Source organism: Pseudomonas sp. MPB23, from assembly GCF_046605395.1.
Classification (GTDB): Bacteria; Pseudomonadota; Gammaproteobacteria; order Pseudomonadales; family Pseudomonadaceae; genus Aquipseudomonas.
Window position 1 is genome coordinate 5,200,162 of sequence record NZ_CP176771.1, and the last position, 24,340, is coordinate 5,224,501.

General features: G+C 59.0%; 23 protein-coding genes, 1 tRNA gene and 1 pseudogene. 9 read left to right on the forward strand and 16 right to left on the reverse strand.

Going from position 1 to position 24,340, the window contains the following annotated elements:
* Positions 1-84: 84 nt before the first annotated feature.
* The 8 genes from icmH to tssB are packed head-to-tail and all read right to left on the reverse strand — an operon-like array spanning position 85 to position 8,804.
* Positions 85-894 carry a type IVB secretion system protein IcmH/DotU gene (gene icmH / locus ACLH0J_RS23365; RefSeq protein ID WP_411389236.1) on the reverse strand — a complete coding sequence of 270 codons (810 nt, stop codon included), beginning with the start codon at positions 892-894 and terminating at the stop codon, positions 85-87.
* On the reverse strand, positions 887-2,233 hold the full coding sequence (tssK, locus tag ACLH0J_RS23370; RefSeq protein WP_411389237.1) for a type VI secretion system baseplate subunit TssK: 1,347 nt from the start codon (positions 2,231-2,233) through the stop codon (positions 887-889). Before tssK ends, icmH begins: the two co-directional genes overlap by 8 nt.
* 37 nt (positions 2,234-2,270) lie before the next feature.
* The gene (tssJ, locus tag ACLH0J_RS23375) at positions 2,271-3,620 is read right to left on the reverse strand and encodes a type VI secretion system lipoprotein TssJ (RefSeq protein ID WP_411389238.1); all 1,350 of its coding nucleotides are present in this window, start codon (positions 3,618-3,620) and stop codon (positions 2,271-2,273) included.
* Positions 3,617-4,639, reverse strand: a complete 1,023-nt coding sequence (gene tssG, locus ACLH0J_RS23380; RefSeq protein ID WP_411389239.1) for a type VI secretion system baseplate subunit TssG — start codon at positions 4,637-4,639, stop codon at positions 3,617-3,619. The genes tssJ and tssG overlap by 4 nt, the downstream gene beginning before the upstream one ends.
* Entirely contained in the window at positions 4,603-6,369 is a 1,767-nt protein-coding gene (gene tssF / locus ACLH0J_RS23385; protein WP_411389240.1) for a type VI secretion system baseplate subunit TssF, read from the reverse strand. Before tssF ends, tssG begins: the two co-directional genes overlap by 37 nt.
* A 7-nt stretch (positions 6,370-6,376) precedes the next feature.
* Positions 6,377-6,790 (reverse strand): type VI secretion system baseplate subunit TssE, encoded by a 414-nt coding sequence (gene tssE / locus ACLH0J_RS23390; RefSeq protein ID WP_411389241.1) that lies wholly within the window; start codon positions 6,788-6,790, stop codon positions 6,377-6,379.
* Positions 6,791-8,263: a type VI secretion system contractile sheath large subunit gene (gene tssC / locus ACLH0J_RS23395; protein WP_411392881.1), complete on the reverse strand. Its 1,473-nt coding sequence runs from the start codon at positions 8,261-8,263 to the stop codon at positions 6,791-6,793.
* A 37-nt stretch (positions 8,264-8,300) separates the two neighbouring features.
* Positions 8,301-8,804: a type VI secretion system contractile sheath small subunit gene (gene tssB, locus ACLH0J_RS23400; protein WP_411389242.1), complete on the reverse strand. Its 504-nt coding sequence runs from the start codon at positions 8,802-8,804 to the stop codon at positions 8,301-8,303.
* Between the two features lie 377 nt (positions 8,805-9,181).
* On the opposite strand from tssB, the gene vasI reads away from it, so the two are divergent.
* From vasI to ACLH0J_RS23435, 7 genes are read left to right on the forward strand one after another with little or no spacing between them, the layout of a single operon-like run.
* Positions 9,182-9,802, forward strand: a complete 621-nt coding sequence (gene vasI / locus ACLH0J_RS23405; RefSeq protein ID WP_411389243.1) for a type VI secretion system-associated protein VasI — start codon at positions 9,182-9,184, stop codon at positions 9,800-9,802.
* Positions 9,790-11,208 carry a type VI secretion system protein TssA gene (gene tssA, locus ACLH0J_RS23410; RefSeq protein ID WP_411389244.1) on the forward strand — a complete coding sequence of 473 codons (1,419 nt, stop codon included), beginning with the start codon at positions 9,790-9,792 and terminating at the stop codon, positions 11,206-11,208. The genes vasI and tssA overlap by 13 nt, the downstream gene beginning before the upstream one ends.
* Positions 11,209-11,213: 5 nt before the next feature.
* Positions 11,214-13,226 carry a type VI secretion system Vgr family protein gene (locus ACLH0J_RS23415; RefSeq protein WP_411389245.1) on the forward strand — a complete coding sequence of 671 codons (2,013 nt, stop codon included), beginning with the start codon at positions 11,214-11,216 and terminating at the stop codon, positions 13,224-13,226.
* A gap of 8 nt (positions 13,227-13,234) precedes the next feature.
* Positions 13,235-14,581: a DUF2169 domain-containing protein gene (locus tag ACLH0J_RS23420; RefSeq protein ID WP_411389246.1), complete on the forward strand. Its 1,347-nt coding sequence runs from the start codon at positions 13,235-13,237 to the stop codon at positions 14,579-14,581.
* Between the two features lies 1 nt (position 14,582).
* Entirely contained in the window at positions 14,583-14,939 is a 357-nt protein-coding gene (locus tag ACLH0J_RS23425; RefSeq protein ID WP_411389247.1) for a DUF4150 domain-containing protein, read from the forward strand.
* Between the two features lie 3 nt (positions 14,940-14,942).
* A complete protein-coding gene (locus tag ACLH0J_RS23430; RefSeq protein WP_411389248.1) occupies positions 14,943-16,112 on the forward strand; it encodes a hypothetical protein in 1,170 nt (389 codons plus the stop codon).
* Between the two features lie 12 nt (positions 16,113-16,124).
* Positions 16,125-17,105 carry a hypothetical protein gene (locus tag ACLH0J_RS23435; RefSeq protein WP_411389249.1) on the forward strand — a complete coding sequence of 327 codons (981 nt, stop codon included), beginning with the start codon at positions 16,125-16,127 and terminating at the stop codon, positions 17,103-17,105.
* Positions 17,106-17,484: 379 nt separating this feature from the next.
* Here ACLH0J_RS23435 and ACLH0J_RS23440 read toward each other — a convergent pair.
* From ACLH0J_RS23440 to ACLH0J_RS23460, 5 genes are all read right to left on the reverse strand, one after another.
* Positions 17,485-17,560, reverse strand: a tRNA-Gly gene (locus tag ACLH0J_RS23440).
* A gap of 63 nt (positions 17,561-17,623) precedes the next feature.
* Positions 17,624-18,184, reverse strand: coding sequence for a CDP-diacylglycerol--glycerol-3-phosphate 3-phosphatidyltransferase (gene pgsA / locus ACLH0J_RS23445; protein WP_010566013.1), 561 nt, complete (start codon positions 18,182-18,184; stop codon positions 17,624-17,626).
* 32 nt (positions 18,185-18,216) lie between these two features.
* Entirely contained in the window at positions 18,217-20,040 is a 1,824-nt protein-coding gene (uvrC, locus tag ACLH0J_RS23450; RefSeq protein WP_411389250.1) for an excinuclease ABC subunit UvrC, read from the reverse strand.
* Between the two features lies 1 nt (position 20,041).
* A complete protein-coding gene (gene uvrY, locus ACLH0J_RS23455; RefSeq protein ID WP_010566015.1) occupies positions 20,042-20,683 on the reverse strand; it encodes a UvrY/SirA/GacA family response regulator transcription factor in 642 nt (213 codons plus the stop codon).
* A gap of 151 nt (positions 20,684-20,834) precedes the next feature.
* Positions 20,835-21,200 (reverse strand): helix-turn-helix domain-containing protein, encoded by a 366-nt coding sequence (locus tag ACLH0J_RS23460; RefSeq protein WP_411389251.1) that lies wholly within the window; start codon positions 21,198-21,200, stop codon positions 20,835-20,837.
* Between the two features lie 84 nt (positions 21,201-21,284).
* On the opposite strand from ACLH0J_RS23460, the gene ACLH0J_RS23465 reads away from it, so the two are divergent.
* On the forward strand, positions 21,285-21,512 hold the full coding sequence (locus ACLH0J_RS23465; protein WP_411389252.1) for a DNA-binding protein: 228 nt from the start codon (positions 21,285-21,287) through the stop codon (positions 21,510-21,512).
* A 48-nt stretch (positions 21,513-21,560) separates the two neighbouring features.
* Here ACLH0J_RS23465 and ACLH0J_RS23470 read toward each other — a convergent pair whose 3' ends face one another.
* Together ACLH0J_RS23470 and ACLH0J_RS23475 are read right to left on the reverse strand one after the other, a co-directional pair.
* The gene (locus ACLH0J_RS23470) at positions 21,561-22,007 is read right to left on the reverse strand and encodes a GNAT family N-acetyltransferase (protein WP_411389253.1); all 447 of its coding nucleotides are present in this window, start codon (positions 22,005-22,007) and stop codon (positions 21,561-21,563) included.
* 30 nt (positions 22,008-22,037) lie between these two features.
* A pseudogene (locus ACLH0J_RS23475) lies at positions 22,038-22,148 on the reverse strand (carbon-nitrogen hydrolase family protein); the annotation flags it as partial.
* Between the two features lie 617 nt (positions 22,149-22,765).
* Here ACLH0J_RS23475 and ACLH0J_RS23480 point away from each other — a divergent pair.
* On the forward strand, positions 22,766-23,836 hold the full coding sequence (locus ACLH0J_RS23480; RefSeq protein WP_411389254.1) for a 3-deoxy-7-phosphoheptulonate synthase: 1,071 nt from the start codon (positions 22,766-22,768) through the stop codon (positions 23,834-23,836).
* Positions 23,837-23,840: 4 nt separating this feature from the next.
* Here the strand turns inward: ACLH0J_RS23480 and ACLH0J_RS23485 are convergent, their stop codons facing one another.
* Entirely contained in the window at positions 23,841-24,284 is a 444-nt protein-coding gene (locus ACLH0J_RS23485) for a chemotaxis protein CheY (RefSeq protein WP_411389255.1), read from the reverse strand.
* Positions 24,285-24,340 lie beyond the last annotated feature (56 nt).

Here is a 24,340-nt window from a genome sequence, read left to right on the forward strand (position 1 = left end):
AAGTGAGCGACCCTTTGGGGCGCGGGTTATGGCCGAAACGGCCATGGCTTTGCAGGCGCTCGGGATGAGCACGCTGAAAATCGGTTACAGGTTGAGAATCCGCTCCAGGGACACCAGCACTTCTTGAGTGATAGCGTTCAGGCGGATCGAGTAGATCGTGTAGGCGACTGTCAGCACGACAGCTGCCAATGCCCAAGGCGTCCACAATGGCCAGGCGCGTTTGATCCGATAATTACGCGGCGCGACGTTGGCCAACGGGTCGGTCAGGCGCTTGGGCGTTTCCCCCCGCAGCGGGCGCAACACGCTATGCAACTGGTTGATGACTTTCTGTATTTCGTCATCACCCTTGATATGGGCGCCGTATTTGCCTTTGAGGCCGGAGATCAGGCACTGGTACATGAACTCCAGCACATGCTGGTACCGGGACGCTTCGGGGATCATGTTGTTCATGACAGTGAAGAATTTTTCGCCACCTTGGGTTTCCCCATGGAATTGGCTGAGCAATGAGCGGGCGCTCCAAGTGGAAAGCCTGCCCCAGGTGGTGCGCATGACTACCTCGTCGATCAACAGGCACAGGCTATAGGAGTAGGCCTTGAGCATGCCGGCGTCATAGTCGAGCTGGCTGACTTCCTCCGTGATCGTGGTGATCTGGTTGCTGACGCTTTGGTACAGCGCGGGCACATCGTCGTGTTGGTCCAGTCGACGCAGACGGATCACCAGGCCGATCAGGGGCGTGGCGGCATCGCACAGCGGGTTCCAGGCCAGGCCCCGCATATCGAATTCAGGATCTGCGAGCAGCCGTTCGGGTTTTGGTTTCGGCTGCGCTGGTTCGGCAGGTTCCAGCTTGCTTGTGGCGTCTAGCTCGGGGTTGGCGCCGTTCTTCACCTCACTCATCTTTTTCACTCCTGATCGCCCAGAACTGCAGCTCCAGTTCCGGGAAGTCACCGGCAATATGGAAACCAAACCCGCTGCCGCTGCTCAGGCTTTGCCAGGTGGGATGGTGACGGTCGAGTTCGAAGTAGCTGAAGCCGGCATGGAACGGCAGGTGTCGTGGCGCCACAGGCAGCGGTATCAGCGGGATACCCGGCAATTGCAGGCTGACCAATTGCTCCAAACCTTCGGTGGAACTGATCTTGATCTGCTTGAGCAGTTGCTGACGCAGGGTTTGCGCTGGCAGTTCGGCGCGCACGGCGAGGATGAATTCGGCGTTGTCCAGCAGGCGCTTGTCGTTCAACGTGGCGGTGCGTACGCCGTACTTCTGCTCAATGATCGGCAGCGACACGGCACGCGGTTGCAGCACGGTGCCCAAGGCGCGACGCAGGGTGTGTTCCAACAGCTGGAAGGACTCGCGCAAGTTGTCGTGCTGGTAGGCTGGGTATTCCTGGGGCAGGTGACCTTCATCGGTAAAGGTCACCAGTTCGCCGCAGGCCTGGGCCAGTGCGATATACAGCCGTTCCGGGTGAACTTGGCGTTGGCGAGCCAGGTGCTGGAACAGCGGGAACAAGCGGTTAAGGGTTTGCAGCAGGTTGAAGTCGGTGACATCGGCGACGCCCGACTGCCCTGGCGAGCCGATGCGCCGGGCCAGGTTCTTGGCCCGCTCGCGCATCAGCCCGGCCACTTCGCCTAGATAGCGATGCAGCGCCGGCACAGCTTGCAGGGACAGGCTGGTGGGGTAGAAATGTTCGTCCATCACCAGGCTGCCGTCCGGGCGTTTGTCTTTGATCCTGCCCAGGGCGATGCCGGTAAAGGCACTGCGGTCGTTGCGTTCGAGCATCAGTTGCAGGTTGGGCACGGCCAGGTCCATGCCCACCTGATCGCCGTCATCGCTGTGGGTGTCGCGGATTTCCTCGCGGCGGGCGATATAGCGGCTGTTGCCGTACTGGTCGGGCCAGCGCACTTCGAGGGCGCCGTTGGAGCGCAGCGGCAGGACCAGATAGACGATCTGGTTGACCGCACTACTGTCGGCGATCTCCAGCGGGGCGGGTGGCGCCAGGTCGTGAGGGATATCGAAGACACTGCCATCGGGCATGATCCCGCGTGCCTGGGTAATGGCGATCTTGCCGAAGCTTAAATACTCGGTGTTCAACGCCAGTTCGCTGAAACCGTAGAGAGCATCGTTCAGGCTGTGCAGGCGCTGATGCACGGCGGCTTCGGCGGCGCGAGCCTGTTGCTGGAAGTGTTGGGGTTTGACGAACAAACCTTCATGCCAGATGACGGGGTTGCGTGAACTCATTGGTGGTTACTCGGGGCAAAAGCGGCTGGAAAAGGCGTCATCGGATTTCTCCCTTGAGGCTGACCCGGGCGGCATCCAACTGCACTAGCACGGCGTACTGGCGGCCCTTGGGCTCGACACGCAGCCGCTGTTTCCACTGGCCGACGTCGGTGCTGTGGTAGTTGGCGATCACCGCGATAAAGCGGGTGTCCTCATCCAGGGCGCGCAAATCGACGAACTTGAATTGGCCGGGCTGCAGCAGGTAGTCGTCGGCGCGGATGTAGGTGCTGCCCAGGGTCTTTTTCAGGTCCTCGGCCATGGCCTGGGGGCTGGCGTTGGTCAGCCGCGAGTCGTCGGTCAACTGCAAGACCTTGAAGGCGATTGGCGTGGCGATGTGCTGTAGCGTCGGGTTGCCCCACGGGGTGGTCAGGCTGACGCCTTGGGCGTCGTAGTCACCCAATCGCGCGTCTTCGAGGGGTGACATTGGCACCACGGGTTCTGGCTCCAGGGTCAGCGGCGACTGGGCCGGTACGTTTTCATAGAGGTGGTTGAGCAGGGTTTGCACCTTGTCCGTCAGTGCCTGCGGGCTGGTTGCCTGCACGTTGAGGGTGTAGGGCGAACGGCTCGCGTCTTCATCCAGTGCAGTACCGGTGCTGATCAGACGTGGGTTGACGTCGTCGCTGGCGTGCAGGCTCAGGGAGTAGCGGCTGGGCTGGTCGTCGGGGCCGCCAACCGGGATCGACGGAGTCCAGATCACCTGGCCGATTTTGCCGAGCATGGTGCAGCCGCCCAGGGTCAGACACGCCAATAGCAAGGTGCCCAGGCGCAGGTTGCTGAACCGGGGGACGGGAGGTTTTGGCACCATCGGGCGAACTTCAGGCGGCTGCTTTGAGTGCGGTGCTGCTTGCAGTGCTCGCAGCGGGTCGCCTTGCTCAGTCAAATCCACCGGCTGGCAAAGGCGTTCGAACTCCGGGCAAGTAGCCGGCCGCGGATCGAGCAGGAGCAGTCTCGGCCGGTCCTCTAGGTGCCAGGCTTGCATGCCTTTCGGCTGGCCGGTGAACAGCTCGTCCAGTGAACGCTGGCCTGGGGCGTGCTCGCCCAACTGCACTGCAACCCGATACGCGCCAATCTGTAACAGGTCGCCATCGTTGAGGCTGACCGCCACATTGCGACCCAACGGCAAATCATGACCATTGGCGTAGGTGCTGCCACTGCGGTCGATCACGCAGAAGCGCCCTTCGACAACGCGGATGTCACAGTGGTTGGGCTGTACGCTGTTGTGGCGATCCTCCAGGCGCCAATCCGCCGCGGCACTACCGATGCTGCCGCCTTGGAGGCCAAACCGGTGAATGGGCAAATACCCGTGCAACAACTGCGCAGGATTGTTAATAACCAAAGTCAGTTTCATGCGCGCCCCCGAATCCGCACCACGGCGGGATGGCGGTGTTCTTGATGTTCGATGAAGCTGGTCCAGCCCAGGTGGGTGCCGCTGTCACGGAGCAGGTTGAAGGGCGGTACATCTTCTTCGCGCAGCCCCAGCTCCAGGTCGTAAGCGGTGACGTCGCGCAGTAAAAAATCCATTAACTGGCGCAACCGCCCGAACTGTTCGCCGCTGGGCAAGAACTGCCGGAAGCGCGCCTGAGTCAGGTTGGGTATTACCAGTGTGAACTTGCTGGCGCGGGTCTTGCTGCGATCACCCACCACAAAATCGCTGCCCAGGGTGCCGTTGGCCTGACCCAACGCCATGCGCTGACGCTGCGGCAAACTCACTGAGCGCACCTCGAATTCACGGATGTACACGCCGTGCAAATCAAAGCAGTGCTCGACAATGCCAGACACCACCGAGGGCGACCGGCTACGGCTGGCAATCAACCCGGCAAAGCTCAGCAGGCGACCCCATGGCAGCGGCGTGGCGCCGCGCAGGTCGTTGTCGTTCAACCCGATCAGGGAAAACACGTAACGCGAAAACCGGTCGCGGCCCTCGGCCTGAAAGCGAATGTAGTAGCGGTATTTACGCCAACTGTGGTGCAGCAGGGTCAGCAAGCGATGGTTGAAAAAATCCATGAACGCCGGGCGAATCCCGCGCTCCTGGGCCTGCTCGTAAGCCAGGCGATCCAGGTAATAACCGGGCAGTGGCGAGTCGGCACCGTGCAAACCAAAGAAGCTGGTCTGCAAGCGATAGCGCACTTCTTCGCGATCGTCCTCAAGGCGCGCCGCCTCGACCACGTCGGAGGCCGGAAAGCCCAGCCCCGCATGGCTTTGCAGGCGCACACGGCGGAGCGTCGCCGCACTCAAGGGCTGCGCCTCCAGATCATCGCCGTGCAACGCGTGCAAGTGCTCCAGCAGACGGTGAAACGAGTAGTTCCGCGCGTCGGCCAGCAGCACATCGGCTAGATCACGGGGTGTCTGCCGGTCAACAGTGGCCATTCGTAGCGCTCGTTGTTAGTGGTATTGATCACTTCCAGGCGATGGAAGGAGTTGATGCTCGCGTACAGCGCGAAGAAGTGCGAAAGCACGCTGGCGAACAGGTACAACTCGCCCTCGCAGAGAAAGGCGTTCTGGTCCAGTTGCAAACGGGTCTGCACGCCACGTACCGGCTGGCCTTTCATCAGCCAGTCAATGGGAGTGGTCACGGCCTCGTGGATGCCATTGAGGCGTTTGCGCGTGGCGCGGGCCTGTTGCAGGTCGTGCAAGGCAGCGAAGTCATAGGCGCGGATTACCGCCTTGAGCGGCTCGGCCGACAGCAACGACAGGTAGTTCAGTGACAGGTTGGAAATCAGTCTCCAATGCAGGCTGCTGTCCAACACTGGCCGATAGCTTCGAGTCGGTGCGATCAGGTTGGTGTAGGTGGCAAATGACGGCGTGACCTCGGTAGACAGCGATACATCCCCTGCGCCCAACAGTCGGGGCAGGTCGCGATTGCTGCAGGTCAACTCGATGGACGCCGTTTCATGCTCACCGATGTACAGGCTCTCATCGCCGCGCACGAAAGCGATGCGATGACGCAAGCCCTCTCGCCTGTGGGACTCTTCGATATGCGTGCGGAAATACAGTGCGGTGCGACCCCGTGCGTGTTCGATCTCATGCTGGAACGACTCGAACGGGGTGAAGCGCCGCAATGGATCGCCCTTGCGCTCCTTGTCGGCGGCATCCCAACCGGCCACCTTGTCGACACTGAAAATTTCGTAGGCTTCGGGCCGATTTCCGCTGGGGCTGATACGCCGCTCCAGGCTGCGCCCGTCCAGCGCAATCGGGTTGGCATCGTGGTGGAACAGGTTGACCGCCGGCGCGCAGTACAGGTGCAGATCGCTGCTGCGCAGGCGGATATCGGGCGGCATAGGCCGGCTGAACTGAAATTCAAAGCGCAGGCTGGTGGCGCTGACCTGCGGCCAGACACGCGCCAGTTGGGTCAGGCTGAAAAAGTGAAAACGCTGCGGGAACACAAAATATTCCTGCAGGATCCGGTAGCCATCGAACACATTGCGTGGGTAGGGCAGCAGCGCCTCGTCGGCGGTGAAACCGGGAAAGCCGATAGCGTTGGCCGATAGGCGATAGCTTTGTTTATCAACGTGCAGCGTGACGCTGTCCAAGTAGTGGGCGAGCCACAGGTACAACGTCATGGCGGTGGCGTTATCCCCGCTCAGATGAAAATCCAGCTGGTCGCAGGCCATGCTGGTCAGCGGTTGCTCGGTCAACACCTTAAGGTCGATGCGCATCACCGAGGCTTCGCGGCTGTGGGCATCGCTGACTTCCTGCAACGCCAATGGGTACAGGTTGACGTCAGTGCAGGTCCGAAACTGGCAGGAGATGCCATCCACCGGTTTGGCAAACAACAGCGTGCCTTTGGGGATCACCTGGCGCTGGCTGATCGCATTGGGCAATGGTGTAAAGCGGATGATGGTCGCACTGGGCAACGGCCGCAGGTAGTTGGGCCAGAGCATCTGCAACAGCGGATGGGTCAGTTCGGGCAAGTCGTCATCGATCTTCAGCCCCAGCTTGGCGGTGAGGAAGGCAAAGCCTTCCAGCAGTCGCTCCACGTCCGGGTCGCCGGCCTGATCGCCGAGAAATTGCGCCAGTTGCGGGTTGTCCTCGGCGAACTCGCGGCCGAGTTCGCGCAGGTAGCGCAGCTCCTCGGCAAAGCGTTGTTTCAAGTCCATCGCATCCTCATCTCACGCGGGTGTAGCCGTCGCGGCCGTGCATGGCCACCTCGATCTGCACCTGTTCTTCCTTGTGATTGACCCGCACCTGGCAATCCAGGCGAAAGTTCAGCTCCAGCGGCAGGTCCGGGTCAGGCTGATAACGCACGCCCGTGACCTTGATGCGCGGTTCAAACGCTTCCACCGCGCGCCGGATATCGGCACTGATGACCACCACCAGATCACTGCTGGCCTGGGTGACGCCGTTGAAATCGCGCAAGCCCAGTTCAGGGCTGCTTTGCGAGCAGCCCTGACGTGAGTTGAGCACCTGTTCCAAGTGGCGTTTGATCGCTTCGACACGCGGGTGCGCCTGTTCATCCGCGCCGCCGGGGTGGTAGCGCGGTGCGTCGGGTTCCAGGCGTTCAAACAGGCTGCCGCCCACTTATTGAGTGTCCAGCCGACCGACCAGGGAGATCTCGAAGTTGGCGCCCATGTACTTGAAGTGCGGACGCACCGCCAACGACACCTGGTACCAGCCCGGATCGCCCGCCACGTCCTGCACGACAATTTGCGCGGCGCGCAAAGGGCGACGGCTGCGTACATCGGAGGAGGGGTTTTCCTGGTCGGCGATGTACTGCTTGAGCCAGGTGTTGAGTTCGCGCTCCAGGTCCTGACGCTCCTTCCAGCTACCGATCTGTTCGCGTTGCAGCACCTTGATGTAGTGGGCCAGGCGATTAACGATAAACAGGTACGGCAACTGGGTGCCGAGCTTGTAGTTGGTTTGGGCTTCCTGGCCTTCGCGGGTCTTGGGGAAGTTTTTCGGTTTCTGTATTGAATTGGCCGAGAAAAATGCGGCGTTGTCGCTGTCCTTGCGCATGGTCAGTGGGATGAAGCCCGCTTCGGCCAGCTCGAATTCCTTGCGGTCGGAGATCAGCACTTCGGTAGGGATCTTGGCCTGCAATTGGCCGAGGGATTCGTACAGGTGCACCGGCAGATCGTCCACCGCGCCGCCGGACTGCGGGCCGATGATGTTCGGGCACCAGCGGTAGCGGGCGAAGCTGTCGGTGATGCGCGAGGCCATCAGGAATGCGGTGTTGCCCCACAGGTAATTGTCGTGGTTGCCGTCGACGGTTTCGTTGTAGCCGAAGCTGCGAATCGGATTCTCCAGCCCGTCGTAAGGTGAGCGCAGCAGAAAGCGCGGCAGCGTCGCGGCGATGTATTTGGCGTCTTCCATCTCACGCAGGCTGCGCCATTTGGTGTGGCCGGGGCCTTCAAAGATGTCGCTGACTTCCTTGACCGACGGCAGATCCTGATAGCTCTTGAGGTTGAAGAATTCAGGGCCGGCAGCCATCACGAACGGTGCATGGGCCATGGCGCCCACGGAGGCGACATAGCTCAACAGCTTCATGTCCGGGGATGAAGGGCCGAAGGTGTAATTGCCAATCATCGCCGCGATAGGCTCGCCACCGAACTGGCCGTACCCGGCGGTGTAGGCGTGCTTGTACAGGCCGCTGCGGGTGATGTCGCCGGCGTTGTCGAAGTCGTCCAGCAGCTCTTCTTTGGTGACATGCAGCATTTCCAGCTTGATGTTCTCGCGAAAATCCGTGCGATCCACCAGCAGCTTCAAGCCGCGCCACGCCGACTCCAGTTGCTGGAATTGGGGCTGATGCAGGATCACGTCCATCTGCTTGCTCAGCGCCCGGTCGATTTCGGCAATCATCTGGTCGACCCGGTGCTTGTTGACCGGCTGCTGGTGATCGCCGCTTTGCAGGATTTCGCTGATGAACGCGGCCACGCCTTGGCGAGCGACTGCGTAGCCTTCCTGGGAGGGAGTGATGGTGGTGTTGGCCAGCAATTGGTCGAGCAACGATGATGGTTCGTCGGCCACCAACACATGGGCGACGGCGCTTTCCATAGGCATGGGGATTACTCCGTTGAGAAGTGCGTTCAAGTCAGTTATTGGGCGCGTCGAGCACCAGATTCAGTTCACTGGCCAAGCGTTGACGGGCGGCTTCATCGGTCAGCAGGTTTTGCAGGTGTTTGCGAAAGGCCGGGACATTGCCCATCGGGCCTTTGAGCGCAACTAAGGCTTCGCGCAGTTCCAGCAACTTGTTTAATTCCGGTACTTGGCGGGCGACCGCATCGGGTCCGAAGTCATTGATGTTTTTGAATTGAAGTTGCACGTTCAAGTCGGTGTCGTGGTCGTTATTCAAGAGAGACGGAACTGCCATGTCCAGCGCAACTTCGGCTTTGATCAGGACTTCATTGAACGTGTCTTTGTCTATTCGAACCGATTGCCGATCTTCAAGCGCGGTTAATTCGCCGTGGCCTTTGAAGTCGCCGGTAATCAACAGCTTCAGGGGCAGCTCGACTTCTGCTTGTTGATCGCCCGTGGCCGGGACGTACTTGATGTTGACGCGTTCTTTGGGCGCGACAGAACCCTGAGTTTTCGACATGAGAAGAATCCTTTTCGTAAGGTCGGCGTATTAGAAACAGCTGTTGCAAGGTTTGTCTTGTAGGACGCTATGGGCGCGATTCGTGGGCTTTAGATGTAGGAAAAAGATTTGATGGTGTTTTGGTTATTTTTCCTACGATTGTTGTGGATAGGTCTGAAAGGGGGCTCTTTTTATTTGAGTTTTAACGCTCCGATATTCGTCTTTTACTTGCCTATTCATTGAGCTCGGGTGACGCTCGCGAAGTTGTGAAGTCGCACTTTTAAGCTGAACAGCATTAGTTCGAACGTTGAAAAGTGTCCGGTTTGGATTTCGACGAGGCAGATTAGGAGGCGTTGATGCGCGACGGATGGCGAGGATGGAAATGGGGGCTCTGCTTGATGGCTGTGGCCATAGTGGATGCGCAGGCAGCGACCCAGGATTGCCCTGCCATCGTCTCGCCCTTGAAGCGCCTGGAATGTTTTGATCTGGCGGCCGGCACGCCCATTCATCAGCCACCTGCGCCGCCACGCCCCCTCGGCCGGGTGCTGCCGATTGTCGATCTGGTCCAACGCAATGAGGCCAAGCGTCCACCCGAGGATCAGCGTTTTCTGTTGTCGTCATTCCCGGAGCCGGACAACGACCAGCAACACCGGCTGGTGATCTCGGCCCCGGCTTTGGGCGCGTTGCCGCCTCGGCCTTACCTGGCCATCAGTTGCGAATCGAAAATCTCGCGCCTGCAACTGGTGTTGGATGAGCCGGCCAAGCCCAACAAGATTCGCATCCAACTGTTCAAAGATGAGCGCCCGGTGTCTGAGGCTTACCAGTGGCAGGTGCTGGACGACGCCGGTTTGGTGGTGGATGCCGGGCGCGGGCTGCAGGCCATTGCCTTGTTGCGCAACATGGGCGGCGGCGAGCGTCTGCGGCTGGAGAGTGACTACCCCCGGCTGCACGGCCTGGTCTTCGACGCTGAAGGGCTGGGCGAGCTGATCGAGCAGGAGCGCCAAGTATGTCGCTGGTGATCGACGTGCCGGCGGACACGGTCAAGCTGCTGCTGACCCCGATCGACCCTGAGCAACCCGCCGGGCATTTCGATGTGGAGGACGAAACCTACCAGGCCATCGACCAGGAAATGGTCAAGCTCGGTGGTCTGCGTGAAGGTGACATCGACTGGCCGTATATCGACGAAGCGTCCCGCCAATACCTGGCCACCCAGTGTAAGCACTGGCGCATCCTCGCCCATCTACAAGGGGTGTGGCTGCGCACCCGACAATGGGCGCGCTGGGCCGATGCCCTGGGTTTGTTGGCCGGCATGGTCGAATTGTATTGGGACAGTGCCCACCCCAAGCCTGGCCCCACCGGTTACCTGAACAAACGCAAGCAAGTGCAGCGTCTGCTGGGCGATCTGGGACAGGTGTTGCCGACCCTGGAGCGCAGCAGTTTTGAACCGGCCTACCAAGGCGCGGCGAAACTGGCCCTGGCCAATCTGCAACGCTGTGCCGAAAGCGCCAAGCTCGACCCCATGCCGCTGGAGGCGTTGCAACGCCAGTTGGACAAATACAGCGAGCCGCTCGTCGCCATTGAGCCCACTCGTGCGGCCACCCCCGGCAGCGTGCTGGATTCAGCGTTTTTTAACAGTCCCAAACCGCAAGCGCCGAGCAATGAGCGCGAACAACGCCGCGCCGTATTGAACATGGCCGAGCAGATCAACCAGCAAGACCCTTACGACCCCACCGGCTACCAACTGCGGCGCTTCGGCCTGTGGTCGCACCTGCGCACCGCGCCGCTCATCACCCGTGATCGCCGCACTGAATTGACCGCCGTGCCCAAAGACATCGTCGATGGCTATCAGGACGCACTGAACCACAACGCCTTGGACCCGAACCTGCTGCTGCGCCTCGAAAAAAGCGTCTGCGCCTCGCCGTATTGGCTGCGTGGCAGCTACCTGGCCGCCAATGTCGCCGCGCGCCTGGCGATGGAAGAAGTGGCCGCCGCCATCCGCCAGACCTGCGAGCGTTTTGTCTGCCGTTTGCCGGCTTTGCTGGAGTTGTGTTTCAGCGACGGTACGCCATTCGTGGATGCGCAAACCCAGGCCTGGATCACCGGTGCCGATCAGTCGCAGACCACCGGTAGCCCGGTACAGGAATACGCCAGCCTGCACGACGAACTGGCCAGCCAGCTCAACACCGAAGGCGTGGAAGTGGTGCTGCTGCGCCTGCAAGCGCTGCACGCGAGCCATGACGCCCCGCGCCAGCGCAGCTACGCCACGGTGATTGCCGCCGATCTGTTGGCGTCGCGTGGCCTGTCGTGGCTGGCGGACGATCTGTACGCCAGCGTTGCGCGGCTGATGCATGACACCACGGCGCAGGGCTGGGAGCCGGAGCTTTATCAGCGGGTTGCCATTTTTAATCGTGACCGTAAGGATTAGCCACCATGCCGCGCCAAAGCGACCTGCGTTACACCTTCGAACCGCTGCGGGGCGATCCCTTCGAGGTGGTCTCGTTCACCCTCGAAGAAGGCCTGTCCCAGCCGTTCAAGCTCGTACTGGCGCTGGTGAGCTTCGATGCCGCCATCGACTTCAATCGGGTGCTGGATCTGGCGGGGCTATTCACCTTATGGCGTGGTGAGACTCCGGTGCGCTACGTCCACGGCCTGGTCAGCCTGTTCCAGCAGGGCGACACCGGCTTTCGTCGCACCCGCTACACCGCCGTGGTCGAACCGACCCTGGCGCGTTTTGATCTACGCTCCAACTGGCGCATCTTCCAGGGCCAGACCGTGCCCGACATCATCACGGGCCTGCTGGCCGAGCAAAAGCTGAGCGACATCCGCACGGACATCTGCTTCGACCACCAACCCCGCGAATACTGCGTACAGGCCGGCGAAACCGACCTCGATTTCATCGCCCGCCTGGCCGCCGAAGAAGGCCTGCTCTACACCTTTGAACACCGCGTCGACGGCCACACCCTGGTCCTCACCGACCGCATCGGCGGCCTGGGTACCATCGGCACCCACACCGATTGCCCGGTGATCTACCAACCCATGAGTGGCGGCGATTCCAATGAGCCGGCACTGAACCGCTTCCACTACACCGAGCAAGTGCGCACCGCCGTGCAGGTGCAGCGTGACTACACCTTCACCCACCCGCGCTACAACCAGCAACACACCGCCACCGGCGACCAGGACCTGAACAACCAGCACAAGGATTACGAACGCTACGACTACCCTGGCCGCTACAAGCGCGATATCGCCGGCAAGCCCTTCACCAAGACGCGCCTGGCCGCCCTGCGCAACGACGCCAAGCTGGCCCATCTGGAAGGCGACGATGCGCGCCTGCAACCGGGATTGGCCTTTGACCTCAACGATCATCCACGTGAGGACTTCAACGACCGTTGGCGCACCATTGCCATCAAGCACGAAGGCAAACAGCACACCAGCTTGCAGGAAGAATCGTTCGGCAGCGGTCTTGGCACGTCCTATGAAATGCAGGCCAGCGCCATCCGCTGGACCTGCGACTGGAAAGCCCCGCTGCGCGACAAACCCTGCATCGACGGCCCGCAGATCGCCACGGTGGTCGGCCCGCCCGGTGAGGAGATCTATTGCGATGAATGGGGCCGGATCAAGGTGCAGTTTCCCTGGGACCGCTCGGACCAAAACAACGACCAGAGCTCGTGCTGGATTCGGGTGGCGCAGGGTTGGGCGGGTGCCACGTGGGGCGCCATGGCGATTCCCCGTGTCGGCCAGGAACTGATCATCAGCTATCTCGACGGCGATCCGGACCAGCCCATCGCCACAGGTCGTACTTACCGCGCGACCAACCTGCCGCCGTATGAGCTGCCCAAACACAAGACGCGGATGACCATCAAGAGCCGCACCCACAAGGGCGAAGGCTTCAATGAGCTGCGCTTTGAAGATGAGTTGGGCCACCAGGAAGTGTTCATCCACGCTGAAAAAGACAAGAACGTCCATATCAAACACAACAACGGCATCTTCGTCGGCAATGACCGCAAGGAGCGGGTCGAACACAACGAAACCGTGTCCATCGGCGACCACCGCACCGAAGACGTCGGCCAGAACGAAACCATCAGCATCGGCGCCAACCGCAGCGTGACCATCGGCGGCAACAAGGTCGAAACCATCAAGTTGGCCAAAGCCGAAACCATTGGTTTGGCCAAGGCGTTGACTATTGGTGCGGCTTATCAGACCAGCGTCGGCGCGGCGATGAACACCACCGTGGGCCTGAGCCAGAGCGAGCAGATCGGCATCCACAAGTCGGTGGTGGTCGGCAAGCGTTTCAGCATCGATGCCGGTGATGAATTCAAGGTCACGGTGGGCCAATCCACCCTGGTCATGAAGTCCGACGGCACCGTACTGATCAATGGCCGCACCTTCGATTTCAACGCCACCGGCGCGGTGCAAATCAACGGTAAAGACGTGGATATCAACTAGGGGGCGTCATGGAATTTCGCAATCTGACGCCCTTCGATGCGCTGTGTTTCAGTGCGCTGGGCATGGACGATCAAGAGTATCCGGTGCTGGTCATGAAAGTGGGTTATCGGCTGCTGCCGATTGACGGGCAAACGGGGCAATTTCGAGTCGAGGTGCTGGAGGAGGATCCGTTGCTGCTGTGCACCGCCGATAGCTACTACGGGGAGGAAGGAGCGAGCAGCGTCTGTGAGGAAAGCGATCTGGCGCCGTTCAAACCACGCTGTGACGTGATTGTGGTGGGCAATGCTTATGCACCACAGGGTCAACCTGCCGTGCACTGGAACGCCGGCCTGCGAATCAGTGTGCCAGTGGCACCACCCAGTATCGACGTGCCGCTGCCAACACCGTTGAGCCCCGGTGAACGGCTGAACCAGGACCAATTATTTGCCTGGCAAGCCGCCCGGCAAGAGGCGTTGAAGCAGCGCTCCGAAGCGCCGACACGCCGCTACTTGTTGGAAAAACACCTGAAATTCACCGGCTCACGGCAGTTCACACACAGCCTGTTCGGCGGTTGGCAATTGTCCGCACCACTACCGGCCACCTTGGTGCCTTTGCGTTGGGAATATGCCTTCGGAGGCAGCAGTGTGGTGCCCAATCCCGAATATGCAGTTGATACAAACACTGCGCCCTATTTGCTCAACGAAGTCTGCTACAGCAACCCGCTGGGCCGAGGCTGGATCGAAAAGCGCCAGGAAGATCTGGGCTATCAACTGGACAACCCGCTGCGCGAACTTCCCGCACCGCAGATCGAGCCTATCGACAAACCGGTATGGCGCCTCGTCCGGGCCAAACATCCCGAGGGTGAGCCCGACGCTAACGGCATGGCGCGGATCGCGGCCAACTACAAGAACCAACCGGCCGGTTTTAGCATTGTGGGCCGGGCCTGGGCGCCACGCCTGCCACTCGCAGGAACCTATGACACCCCATGGCAACAGGAACGCTGGCCGGGGCTGCCGACAGATTTTGATTTTGGTTACTGGAACGGCGCGCCGGCCGACCAGCAGATCGAGTTTCCACCACCGGCGTTTCGTCTTGAACTGTTCAACCTGACCGCTCCCGAGTTCACTCCCGACGGCTCGTTATGCGTCGAACTCCCTGGCCATCGCCCTTTTGCCCTCCTGCGCTTGCACAACGGCGCCATGCTGCCGCTGCCAATGCCCACCGACACCCTGCGCATCGACACCGAAGCCATGACCCTGGCCTTGACCCACCGTATCAGCCTGCCCAACCACCTGGACATCCGCGTCCTGGAAGCGCGCTTGGAAACTGATCCGAATGCAGCACTGATCAAGCGCACCGCAAAGGAGCTGCTCTGACATGGCCGATAACGTCATCGCCCGCAAGCAAGGCAAATGGAAGGTGGTCAGCATAGTCCCCGACGTGTGCAAAACCCCGATGGGCAGTGCCATACCGCCAGTGCCCTACCCTGTCACTGCCGAACTGAAAACCGCCACAGGCGTGGCCAAATCCGTACGCGCCAACGGCAAGCCCGTGGTGGTGTTCGACAAGAGCCTGGTGCCGACCACCGAGGGCGATGGAGCTGGCGCGGCCAAAGGCATCAAGAGCAATACCGTCGGCGGCAAGTGCTACCCCTTGGAGAAGAGCAGCACGGTGCGCGCCGAAGGCAAGTTGGTGGTGCGCCATGGCGACAAGTTCTGGATGAATGGGGCTTAACGCATGGCAGAACCGATCAACCTAGCCCCGGTGCGGGTGCATGCGATCAGCCTACCGATGCGTCCAGATCCGACACAGCTACACACGTTCGACGAAATGATGTTGCAGGCCAATGGCGACGATACCGTGCACGTTGACATCTTCGGAACGGATCCGCAGGGCAAGCCTTACCATGAGTCCCGCACTGTAAACGAGCAGGAATACGAGCAGTTGCGCAGGTATCACTTGGAGCGCGAGCTGGCGAACATGCCGCCATTCAGTTCGTTCAAGAACGGCAATACCATTGGGCGCGTCGTCGGTGAAACAGCCCCCGCCACCGTTCCCGCCACACAGGCAAATCCACCAATAGAAACGGAAACAGAGGCAGAAAAGGGATGGTGGGCCAGTGCAAGCCCATGGGTTCACGGCGGCTTGGATGTACTGGGCTTCGTGCCGGGGCTGGGTGCGATTCCGGACCTGATTAATGCCGGGATCTACGCTGCTGAGGGTGATGCGGTCAATGCTAGCCTCTCAGCAGTTGCGGCGATACCCTTTGCAGGCGATGCGCTAAAAGGCAGTGTATTAATTGGAAAAAGCATCAACAAAGCTGGAGCTCAGAGTGGCCGGGAGGTATCCGAGAGAGCTGCACGTACCATTGAAACAAAAGCAATAGATCCACCTTCCCCCAAAGGGAAAAATGGCGGGAAATTTTTAGGCAGTGAGAAGTGTTTATTACGCCCTTACAAACCAGACACATGCAAAGCAAAAGGCTTAACAGGCCATCATGTAGTACCAGATCGTGCATTCAGACAAGGCCCGCGCCAGGGACCCGACAGAAAACAAATCCCTGGAGGCCTTTCCGAGTCAGAGGGGTTAGTTATTTGTGTAAAAGGAAAAGGACTTACGGACCAACACGGAAAAATACACAGAATTTATGACCCTCTTGAAACGGCGCTTGGATTATCTGAAACACCACCCGGAACCACTACCTTACTAAAGCTTGAAGTAATGGGTGCATTGGCAGTTGCACGAGTTACTGGGTGCAACTCTGGACTTTTAGCCGCTCAACTTCGCACCTATCACGAAACGAAAGGATTACCCTCACAACTCAGAGTCAGGGCTGACAAGTCAGGAAAAATCATAAAATCCACCCCACCAGGCTCCCTTGGTAAAGTCGGCGCTGGTGACTTCTAAAGGAAGATAGAGATGACCTCGAAACATGCCAAAACCCTGATTATGAATACGGGATCAGCAATCGACAGGGATATGTACTACATGTCATGTTCATTCACAGATCGCGCTTTAGACGAACCTTATTCTCGACTTTTTTTCTACCAAGACAAAAACAAGGACAAGTGGTTCTATCATGACCAGCCAGACTGGCATGTGGTCTCAACCTGTTTCCCTCCACCGACCTTAGGAACAATACGCAAAATTTATGCACTAAGCGAGGAAGGCTATATTGAATGTTTTAGCAGAGATGCAATTAGCACTGAGAAGATACAAGATGCTGGCCTCGACCCATCCAGCAAAATGTATGGATATGTCAACAGACTGAAATATATAGATGGCCAGATGTATAGCTGTGGCCGCAGAGGACAGATCTATAGAAGAAATGAATCTGCCTGGGAGCATTTTGACGACCACATACTTCAAAAAAACAAATTAATCACAGAAGACCCTGACATGAGCTTTATGGAAAGGGTCAAACTTTCCATAGACGAAACACTCGATTTATTTGATATAGATGGTTCAAGAGGCGACCTCTACGTCGTGGGAACCGATGGTTTTCTAGCAAATCACGATGGCACCCAATGGCATAAATTGCCGCGAATTACAGCCGCCGATCTTCATTGTGTATATATTTCGTCCTCTGGTATTGTCTGGATAGCAGGTTCACAAGGGACAGTTATTAGCGGGAACGCACAACTGGGCTTTAAAGTGCTCGCGCGCAAGAAAATAGATGCTGACTTTTATTCAGCAACTGAATTCCAAGGCATTGTCTATATAGGTGCCAGTGATGGCATTTATAAAATCACCGATAACAAAATCAAAAAACTCCATATCATGGCTAAAGAAGTCAGTTGCATCGAATCAAAAGACGGTGTCATGTGGGCACTTTCATCTGAAAAATTACTGCGCTTTGATGGGGGTTGCTGGGAAGAATTCACTCATATAGACAATTAATGGTACCCATAATTCTTATAGCAAGTCTCACGCGAGTTCACTCCAACAAAACACACGTAGCAGCGACAGAGCCTTCATTGACTCAGTCTGGCTAAAGAGACTCTATGCCCGTCGTTGTTCTGGTCGGACATGATTGCCCTTTGTGCGGCCGCGCCTCATCTCAACCTGAGTACCCTCACTGCCAGCCGACTCAGCGGCCGATTGAAGCGGGGGCTGCTGCGGCCGTCCGGACTATCAAGCGCCGGACAGACGCACTGGAAAGTGCGGGCATTCGGGCTGGATATAAGTGTTTTCAAAGGAGAAGGGCAAAAGTCAAAGAAAGACTTTTCTCTGGACGAAAAAAAATGGACCTCTTTTCAGAGATCCATTTTTTAATGCTTGGAGCGGGAAACGAGACTCGAACTCGCGACCCCGACCTTGGCAAGGTCGTGCTCTACCAACTGAGCTATTCCCGCGTCTTGGTGATGCGCATTCTATAGAATCCTGATCACCCGTCAACCCCTTGATTCAAAAAAGTTTTATTTCTTTTCAACGGTGGTGCGCAGATGAGGCCAGGCAGCGCGTAAATACTGGAGCATCGACCACAGGGTCAGGCCTGCGGCGATGAGCAGCAAGGCGTAGCCCAGCAGGACCCAGAAGGTGAAGTCCGACGGGTTGGCCAGCAGGATCACCAGCGCAAGCATTTGCGCGGCGGTTTTCCATTTGCCCATGTTGGAAACGGCGACGTGAGCGCGAGCACCGATTTCGGCCATCCATTCGCGCAGGGCCGAGACGACGATTTCGCGACCGATGATCACGGCTGCTGGCAGGGTCAGCCACAGATTGCCGTGTTCCTGCACCAGCAGGACCAGGGCGACGGCGACCATCAGTTTGTCGGCCACAGGGTCGAGGAACGCGCCGAACGGCGTGCTCTGTTCCAGGCGACGAGCCAGGTAGCCGTCGAGCCAGTCGGTCGCAGCTGCAAAAGCGAACACTGAGCTGGAGGCCAAATAGCTCCATTCATACGGCAAATAGAACAACAGAATGAAAATCGGGATAAGCAGGACGCGTAGAACGGTGATCAGATTAGGGATATTCATCGGCACAACTGGCTACGAGGTGGAAAGGCATTCTATTCGCTGTGCAGATTGGCATAAATCAGCTCAGCGAGCTTTTTACTGATACCGGGTGCTTTGGCTATTTCGTCAATGCTGGCACGGGATAGCTCCTGCAAGCCACCAAAATGTTTAAGCAGGTCACGACGGCGTGTCGGTCCGACACCCGCCACCCCTTCCAGGGTTGAGGTTCGCCGGGTTTTGCCGCGACGGGCACGGTGGCCGGTAATAGCAAAACGGTGGGCTTCGTCACGAATCTGTTGGATCAGGTGCAACGCCGGCGAGTCGCCCTTCAAGGTGAACTCATGGGCGGCATCATTCAAGTACAAGGTCTCGAAGCCGGCCTTGCGCGTGGCGCCCTTGGCCACGCCAAGCAGGATCAAGTCGGGTACCGCCAGCTCGTTGAGCACGTCACGGGCCATGGACAGCTGGCCCTTGCCGCCGTCCACCAGCAGGATATCCGGCAGCTTGCCCTCCCCGTCCTTCAACTTGCTGAAGCGCCGTGTGAGGGCCTGATGCATGGCGGCATAGTCGTCGCCTGCGGTGACGCCCTCGATGTTGTAGCGCCGATAATCGGACTTGATCGGCCCTTCCGGCCCGAACACCACGCAGGACGCCACCGTGGCCTCGCCGCTGGAGTGGCTGATGTCGTAGCACTCCAGGCGCTGGGGTGGCTCGTCGAGGTTGAGGACTTCGGCCAGGGCCTCGAAGCGCGCGGCGACGTGTTGTCGGTTAGCCAGACGTGCGCCCAGGGCCTGTTCGGCATTGGTCACCGCCAGTTGCTGCCAGCGGGCACGGGTGCCGCGTACACGGTGACTGATGTCCAGCTCGCGGCCGCGCAGTTCGTGGATTGCCTCGATCAACGTCGGGAAGTCCTCGTGCACCACATTGACGATCAACTCGGACGGCAAATCGCGCTCGGGACTGCTGACGTAATACTGGCCAAGAAAAGCGGCCATGACTTCGGCCACTTCCTCGTCGATACCGGTCTGGGGGAAGAAGTTCTTGCTGCCCAGCACTCGCCCGCCACGCACGCTGATCAGGTGCACACAGGCGCCGCCCGGGTTGACGAATGCCGCGATCACATCGACGTCACCGGTGCCGCCCTCCATGCTTTGCTGGTCCTGGACGCGACGCAGCAGGGAGATCTGGTCACGGAGCTCGGCGGCTCGCTCAAAATCCAGGGTGCTCGCCGCCTGCTCCATCGCACCGGACAGCTCATCGGTGAGCGCATTGCTGCGTCCTTCGAGGAACATCACCGAATGGCGCACATCCTCGGCGTACTCCGCCGGCTCGACCAAACCCACACAAGGCGCCTTGCAGCGTTTGATCTGGTATTGCAGGCAGGGCCGGGTGCGGTTCTTGAAGAAGCTATCTTCGCACTGGCGCACAAAAAAGGTCTTTTGCAGCAGGCTCAAGCTTTCACGAATCGCACCGGCGCTGGGATACGGACCGAAATACTTGCCCTTCTGCTTTTTCGCACCCCGGTGAATGCTCAGGCGTGGGAAATTGCCGTCGGATAAAAACACGTAAGGGTAGGATTTATCGTCACGCAGCAGGATGTTGTAGGGCGGCCGCCATTCCTTGATCAGCGTCTGTTCCAACAGCAGCGCCTCGGTTTCATTGGCGGTGATGGTGGTTTCAACCTGAGCGATACGCGTCACCAACGCGGCGGTCTTAGTTGTCAGGCCGGTCTTGCGGAAGTAGCTTGCCAGGCGGCTTTTCAGGTTCTTGGCTTTGCCGACATAAAGCAGGCGCGCCTCGCTGTCGAACATGCGGTACACACCGGGGCGGCCACTGCAGGTCGAGAGAAAGGCACTTGGATCAAACGGTGTGGTCATGTCAGGCGCTGGCGTCCACCATGCCGTGGCGCACTGCGAGCAGGGTCAATTCAACATCACTGCTGATGGCGAGCTTCTCGAAAATGCGATAGCGGTAGGTGTTGACGGTCTTGGGTGACAGGCAAAGCTTATCGGAGATCGCTTGTACCTTCTGGCACCCGACGATCATCAAGGCGATCTGGATTTCCCGCTCCGACAGCGCGTCGAATGGCGAATCGCTGGTGGGCTGGAAGGATTTGATTGCTAACTGCTGGGCAATCTGTGGGCTGATATAACGCTGGCCGGCAAACACCAGGCGAATGGCTTGCACCATCTCCGCCAGGCCCGCGCCCTTGGTCAGGTAGCCTGCCGCACCCGCCTGCAACAGACGAGTGGGAAAAGGGTCTTCCTCGCAAACCGTCACCACCACGACCTTGATGTCGGGATGGCTGCGCAACAGCTTGGTGGTGGCGCCAAGGCCGCCGATACCCGGCATCTTGACGTCCATCAGTACCACATCGGGTTTCAACTCCCGAGCTTTGATCAGGGACTCCTCCCCTGATTCAGCCTGGCCGACCACTTGCAGGCCATCGATGTCAGCCAGCATTCGTGTAATGCCTGTACGAACGAGATCATGGTCATCGACTACTAGCACCCTAATCAAGCAGACACCTCGCGATATGGTCTTATAGGTTGCTGAACACCTTAGCAAAAAACCAAGGCGCAGACCTAGTTGCAAGTGTCATATATATAGAGTTTCAGCGCGCTGCACCTGTTCGTCGAATGACCAACGGCGCTATTTCCTGGGTTAAAGGTCAAGAATCCTCAAGCTGCGGCTTGGCTTTTCCGTTCAACGTTAACGAATGCTCGGCCAAGGTGGTGGTCAAGCGGCGGATTGCCTCCTGATCTTCCTTGAACATCGCTCGATAATTACCCAGTACCTTCTCTTCAAGGTGACTCAGATTATCCATTTGCATCGGCGTAGGGGTGCCGGTCAATACATACAGGACATCCACGCCTCTTTCGGCGACGCGGGACAGATAGTCAGCCTTTGGCGCGCGCCCTCCATTTTCATATTTGCCTTGTGCGTTGGCTTCAACACCTCCTATTTCGCCAAAAATCTTTTGCGACAGGCCGAGTCGCTCTCTTTCCTGCCGTAAACGCGAACCGATTCCACTCATTTGGATGTATGATCCTAAATTTGCACACCCCAAGAGGTGACACACTCATCTCTTCAATTAAACAAACTTGAACGGTTTTGAACCATGCCCGGAATCCGCACTGCTGCACAAGCCAAGGCTTGGCTCGAACACCAAGGAAAGTCGGTTCAAGCGTTCGCCCGGGAACACGGCGTGGACCCGGCAACCACGTATCAAGTGCTCGCTGGGCGTAAAAAGGGACGTCGTGGAGAGGCCCACAAGGTGGCGGTCCTGTTGGGCATGAAGGAAGGGATTATTCTGGACGAGCCTGAAGTCCAGCACAGCGACAAATGAAGTTGCTTTCTCTAAGCAGTATGCGCTTATTCATGGGGCGTGCCTGTTTTACTCCGTGGGCGCCGCCCGACACTCACGCTCCATACGCCAAAAGCAATCTTCTTCCCCGACGATAGTCAGCCCCTGGCGCTGGTACAGCCTTCGCGCCGGATTGGTCTTGAACACGGTCAACCGTAAAAGCCCCAGACCCTGCAGGCGCGCCTTGAGTGCCATCTGCTCCAGTCCCCAACTACCCGCGCCCTGCCTGCGGAAGTTTTCGAGCATGTGCAACTCGCGGATATACAAGGCCTTGCTGTCGCGACTCAGGCTGATAAAGCCCATCACGGCATCGTCGTTGCAAATCAACCAGTTCTCGCGACCAGCCCAGGCGATATCGAAACCATCGTTGGACCACAACAAGCCGTACTGCACGTAATAGCGGCTCATGGCGTCGTGGGTCAGCGTCCGCGCGAATGGCAGGTCCTGGTCTGTTGCGGCGCGCAGGTAAAACGCCATTTAGACCCCCACCCCTTGGCCAGCCCAATGCACACCATACCTGGCAGCCGCCCGCATGAATGCCAGGTGCCGTTCGATGTTGGCCGGCACATCGCCGGCGATGGAGATGGATTGAGCAGCAGCAAGGGTCAAGGCAGTCATGTTGCGTCCGAGCAATCGTTAATAATGTCCGGTAAGCATATCGGTACTCGCCCCATAGCGGTGAGTACCTCCACACAATAGAAATTACTGATTGAATCCTCCCGGGCGCCTCTAGTAAGCTCCGTCCATCATCTGGAGACACGCCATGTTGCAACTCACCCACATTCAGGCTTGTCCTGCTGCCAGCGCCTCGCGCCCGGTATCGGCTACCTGTGTGCATGGTTCGAGCGCACCTGTAAGCTTTTATTTTGGGTATTGGTTTAGCCACTGGCGCGCCTGATACCTGAAATCGGCGCCCACTGCTCAAGGGGTCGCCTACCAGAGAAATCTAACCCCCGGTCGGCTCCCCGATCGGGGGTTTTGTTTTTTCAGCCCTGAACACTTTGTTTGATCAAGCACATTTAAAGGAATCACGACATGAACTACGCCACCTATTACCGCTACGACACGTGCACTGCATGGCGATTTAGCAAGCTCCGCTCGGGACAGCCTGCCGCCTCCGATCGGTCACCCATCGGTGGCAAGCCAACACACGTCGCCACTACGGCCAATTGTCGAACACCCCAGTAGGGCCGAGTGCGCGGGAATAACCCGCCGCTGCCCAGGAAGCCTTGAATATGAACTCCTCCGTTGCCGCTCTGCCCGTTTCCACCCTGACCTGCGCCAATGAAGCCTTGACCCAGCGCCTGCCCAGCGCCCTGGAGCTCAAGCAACAGTTACCCCTCAGCCCGTTCCTCAACGAACAAGTCCACGCCCATCGCCAAGCCGTGCGCGCCATCCTCAATGGCCAGGATTCACGTTTGCTGGTGATTGTCGGCCCGTGCTCGATCCACGACCCCGAATCGGCCATGGAATACGCGCGCAACCTGAAGAAGCTGGCCCTGGACGTCAGCGACCAGATGCTGCTGGTAATCCGCGCCTACGTCGAAAAACCGCGCACCACCGTCGGCTGGAAAGGCCTGGCCTACGACCCGCACCTGGACGGCAGCGATGACATGGCTGCCGGCCTGACGCTCTCGCGCGAACTGATGCGCGAAATGCTGCGCCTGGGCCTACCGGTCGCCACCGAGCTGCTGCAACCCATGGCCGCCGGCTACTTCGATGACCTGCTCAGTTGGGTGGCGATTGGCGCGCGCACCACCGAATCGCAGATCCACCGCGAAATGGCCAGCGGCCTGGGCATGCCCGTAGGCTTCAAGAACGGTACCGACGGCGGCGTCGCGATTGCCAGTGACGCAATGCGCTCGGCCTCCCACCCGCACCGCCACTTCGGCGTCGACAGCCAGGGCCACCCGGCGATCATCCAGACCCCGGGTAACCCGGACACGCACCTGGTGCTGCGCGGCGGTCATCGCGGGCCGAACTACGATGCACAGAGCGTGGCGCAGGTGAAGCACGACCTGGCCAAGTCCAAGGTGGCGGCGTGCATCATGGTCGATTGCAGCCATGCCAACAGCGGCAAGGACCCATTGCGTCAACCGGCGGTGTTCAATGATGTGCTGGAGCAGCGCTTGCAGGGCGACATATCGCTGATCGGCATGATGCTTGAAAGCCAGCTGTTTGACGGTTGCCAGCCGTTGAGCGCATCGATGAAATACGGTGTGTCGGTGACCGACGGCTGCCTGGGCTGGGATGGCACCGAGCGGCTGCTGCGCAGTGCCGCCGAACGTCTGCGCGCTCAGGCCTGACCAATCAGGACGTGCTGATGTGGGACTGAACCCTGGCCGCGGGTGTGCGTGATAACTCGCGCAGCCACGGCAATACCCGCAGGCCGGTGGCGGCCTCGGGTGGGTCGATGATGTCCATGAAGTGTTCGAGGTTGACGTTGTCCGGCACACCGGGCAGCCGTACCAGCACCGTCGGCGTTGCGCCGGTCGGTGTGCCCAGGGCCAGGTGATCGTAGACCAGTACATGACGCACCTGAAGTGGCGGTCCGTCGCTATGGGCCGTCAGCCCCGCATTGATGATCAGCACATCGAAGGGTTCGGTCGGGATGGCCGTGAGTATCTGGACTTCGTCAAAAGTTTGCACCGGCACGATCCGGTGGTACCCCAACCGATTGAGCATTTTTTCGATGTACAACCGTTGCAGGTGTTGTTCATCGGCAATCAGGATGGTCAGTGCTTTGTTTGGCATGGCGAACCCCTGGGCAGGCAGCGCTCGTCAGTGAGCGGCGCCCATTCTCCAGACAT

What these genes read in the sequence shown, in the direction of transcription:
- tssB (WP_411389242.1), bottom strand. Translation starts at nt 8,804, where the DNA reads ATGTCGAAAACTCAGGGTTCTGTCGCGCCCAAAGAACGCGTCAACATC.
- ACLH0J_RS23420 (WP_411389246.1), top strand. Translation starts at nt 13,235, where the DNA reads ATGGAATTTCGCAATCTGACGCCCTTCGATGCGCTGTGTTTCAGTGCG.
- uvrC (WP_411389250.1), bottom strand. Translation starts at nt 20,040, where the DNA reads ATGACCACACCGTTTGATCCAAGTGCCTTTCTCTCGACCTGCAGTGGC.
- icmH (WP_411389236.1), bottom strand. Translation starts at nt 894, where the DNA reads ATGAGTGAGGTGAAGAACGGCGCCAACCCCGAGCTAGACGCCACAAGC.
- ACLH0J_RS23480 (WP_411389254.1), top strand. Translation starts at nt 22,766, where the DNA reads ATGAACTCCTCCGTTGCCGCTCTGCCCGTTTCCACCCTGACCTGCGCC.
- ACLH0J_RS23470 (WP_411389253.1), bottom strand. Translation starts at nt 22,007, where the DNA reads ATGGCGTTTTACCTGCGCGCCGCAACAGACCAGGACCTGCCATTCGCG.
- ACLH0J_RS23460 (WP_411389251.1), bottom strand. Translation starts at nt 21,200, where the DNA reads ATGAGTGGAATCGGTTCGCGTTTACGGCAGGAAAGAGAGCGACTCGGC.
- ACLH0J_RS23465 (WP_411389252.1), top strand. Translation starts at nt 21,285, where the DNA reads ATGCCCGGAATCCGCACTGCTGCACAAGCCAAGGCTTGGCTCGAACAC.
- tssC (WP_411392881.1), bottom strand. Translation starts at nt 8,263, where the DNA reads ATGGAAAGCGCCGTCGCCCATGTGTTGGTGGCCGACGAACCATCATCG.
- tssG (WP_411389239.1), bottom strand. Translation starts at nt 4,639, where the DNA reads ATGGCCACTGTTGACCGGCAGACACCCCGTGATCTAGCCGATGTGCTG.
- ACLH0J_RS23435 (WP_411389249.1), top strand. Translation starts at nt 16,125, where the DNA reads ATGACCTCGAAACATGCCAAAACCCTGATTATGAATACGGGATCAGCA.
- ACLH0J_RS23425 (WP_411389247.1), top strand. Translation starts at nt 14,583, where the DNA reads ATGGCCGATAACGTCATCGCCCGCAAGCAAGGCAAATGGAAGGTGGTC.
- ACLH0J_RS23415 (WP_411389245.1), top strand. Translation starts at nt 11,214, where the DNA reads ATGCCGCGCCAAAGCGACCTGCGTTACACCTTCGAACCGCTGCGGGGC.
- ACLH0J_RS23485 (WP_411389255.1), bottom strand. Translation starts at nt 24,284, where the DNA reads ATGCCAAACAAAGCACTGACCATCCTGATTGCCGATGAACAACACCTG.
- tssF (WP_411389240.1), bottom strand. Translation starts at nt 6,369, where the DNA reads ATGGACTTGAAACAACGCTTTGCCGAGGAGCTGCGCTACCTGCGCGAA.
- vasI (WP_411389243.1), top strand. Translation starts at nt 9,182, where the DNA reads ATGGCTGTGGCCATAGTGGATGCGCAGGCAGCGACCCAGGATTGCCCT.
- tssJ (WP_411389238.1), bottom strand. Translation starts at nt 3,620, where the DNA reads ATGAAACTGACTTTGGTTATTAACAATCCTGCGCAGTTGTTGCACGGG.
- tssK (WP_411389237.1), bottom strand. Translation starts at nt 2,233, where the DNA reads ATGAGTTCACGCAACCCCGTCATCTGGCATGAAGGTTTGTTCGTCAAA.
- ACLH0J_RS23430 (WP_411389248.1), top strand. Translation starts at nt 14,943, where the DNA reads ATGGCAGAACCGATCAACCTAGCCCCGGTGCGGGTGCATGCGATCAGC.
- pgsA (WP_010566013.1), bottom strand. Translation starts at nt 18,184, where the DNA reads ATGAATATCCCTAATCTGATCACCGTTCTACGCGTCCTGCTTATCCCG.
- tssA (WP_411389244.1), top strand. Translation starts at nt 9,790, where the DNA reads ATGTCGCTGGTGATCGACGTGCCGGCGGACACGGTCAAGCTGCTGCTG.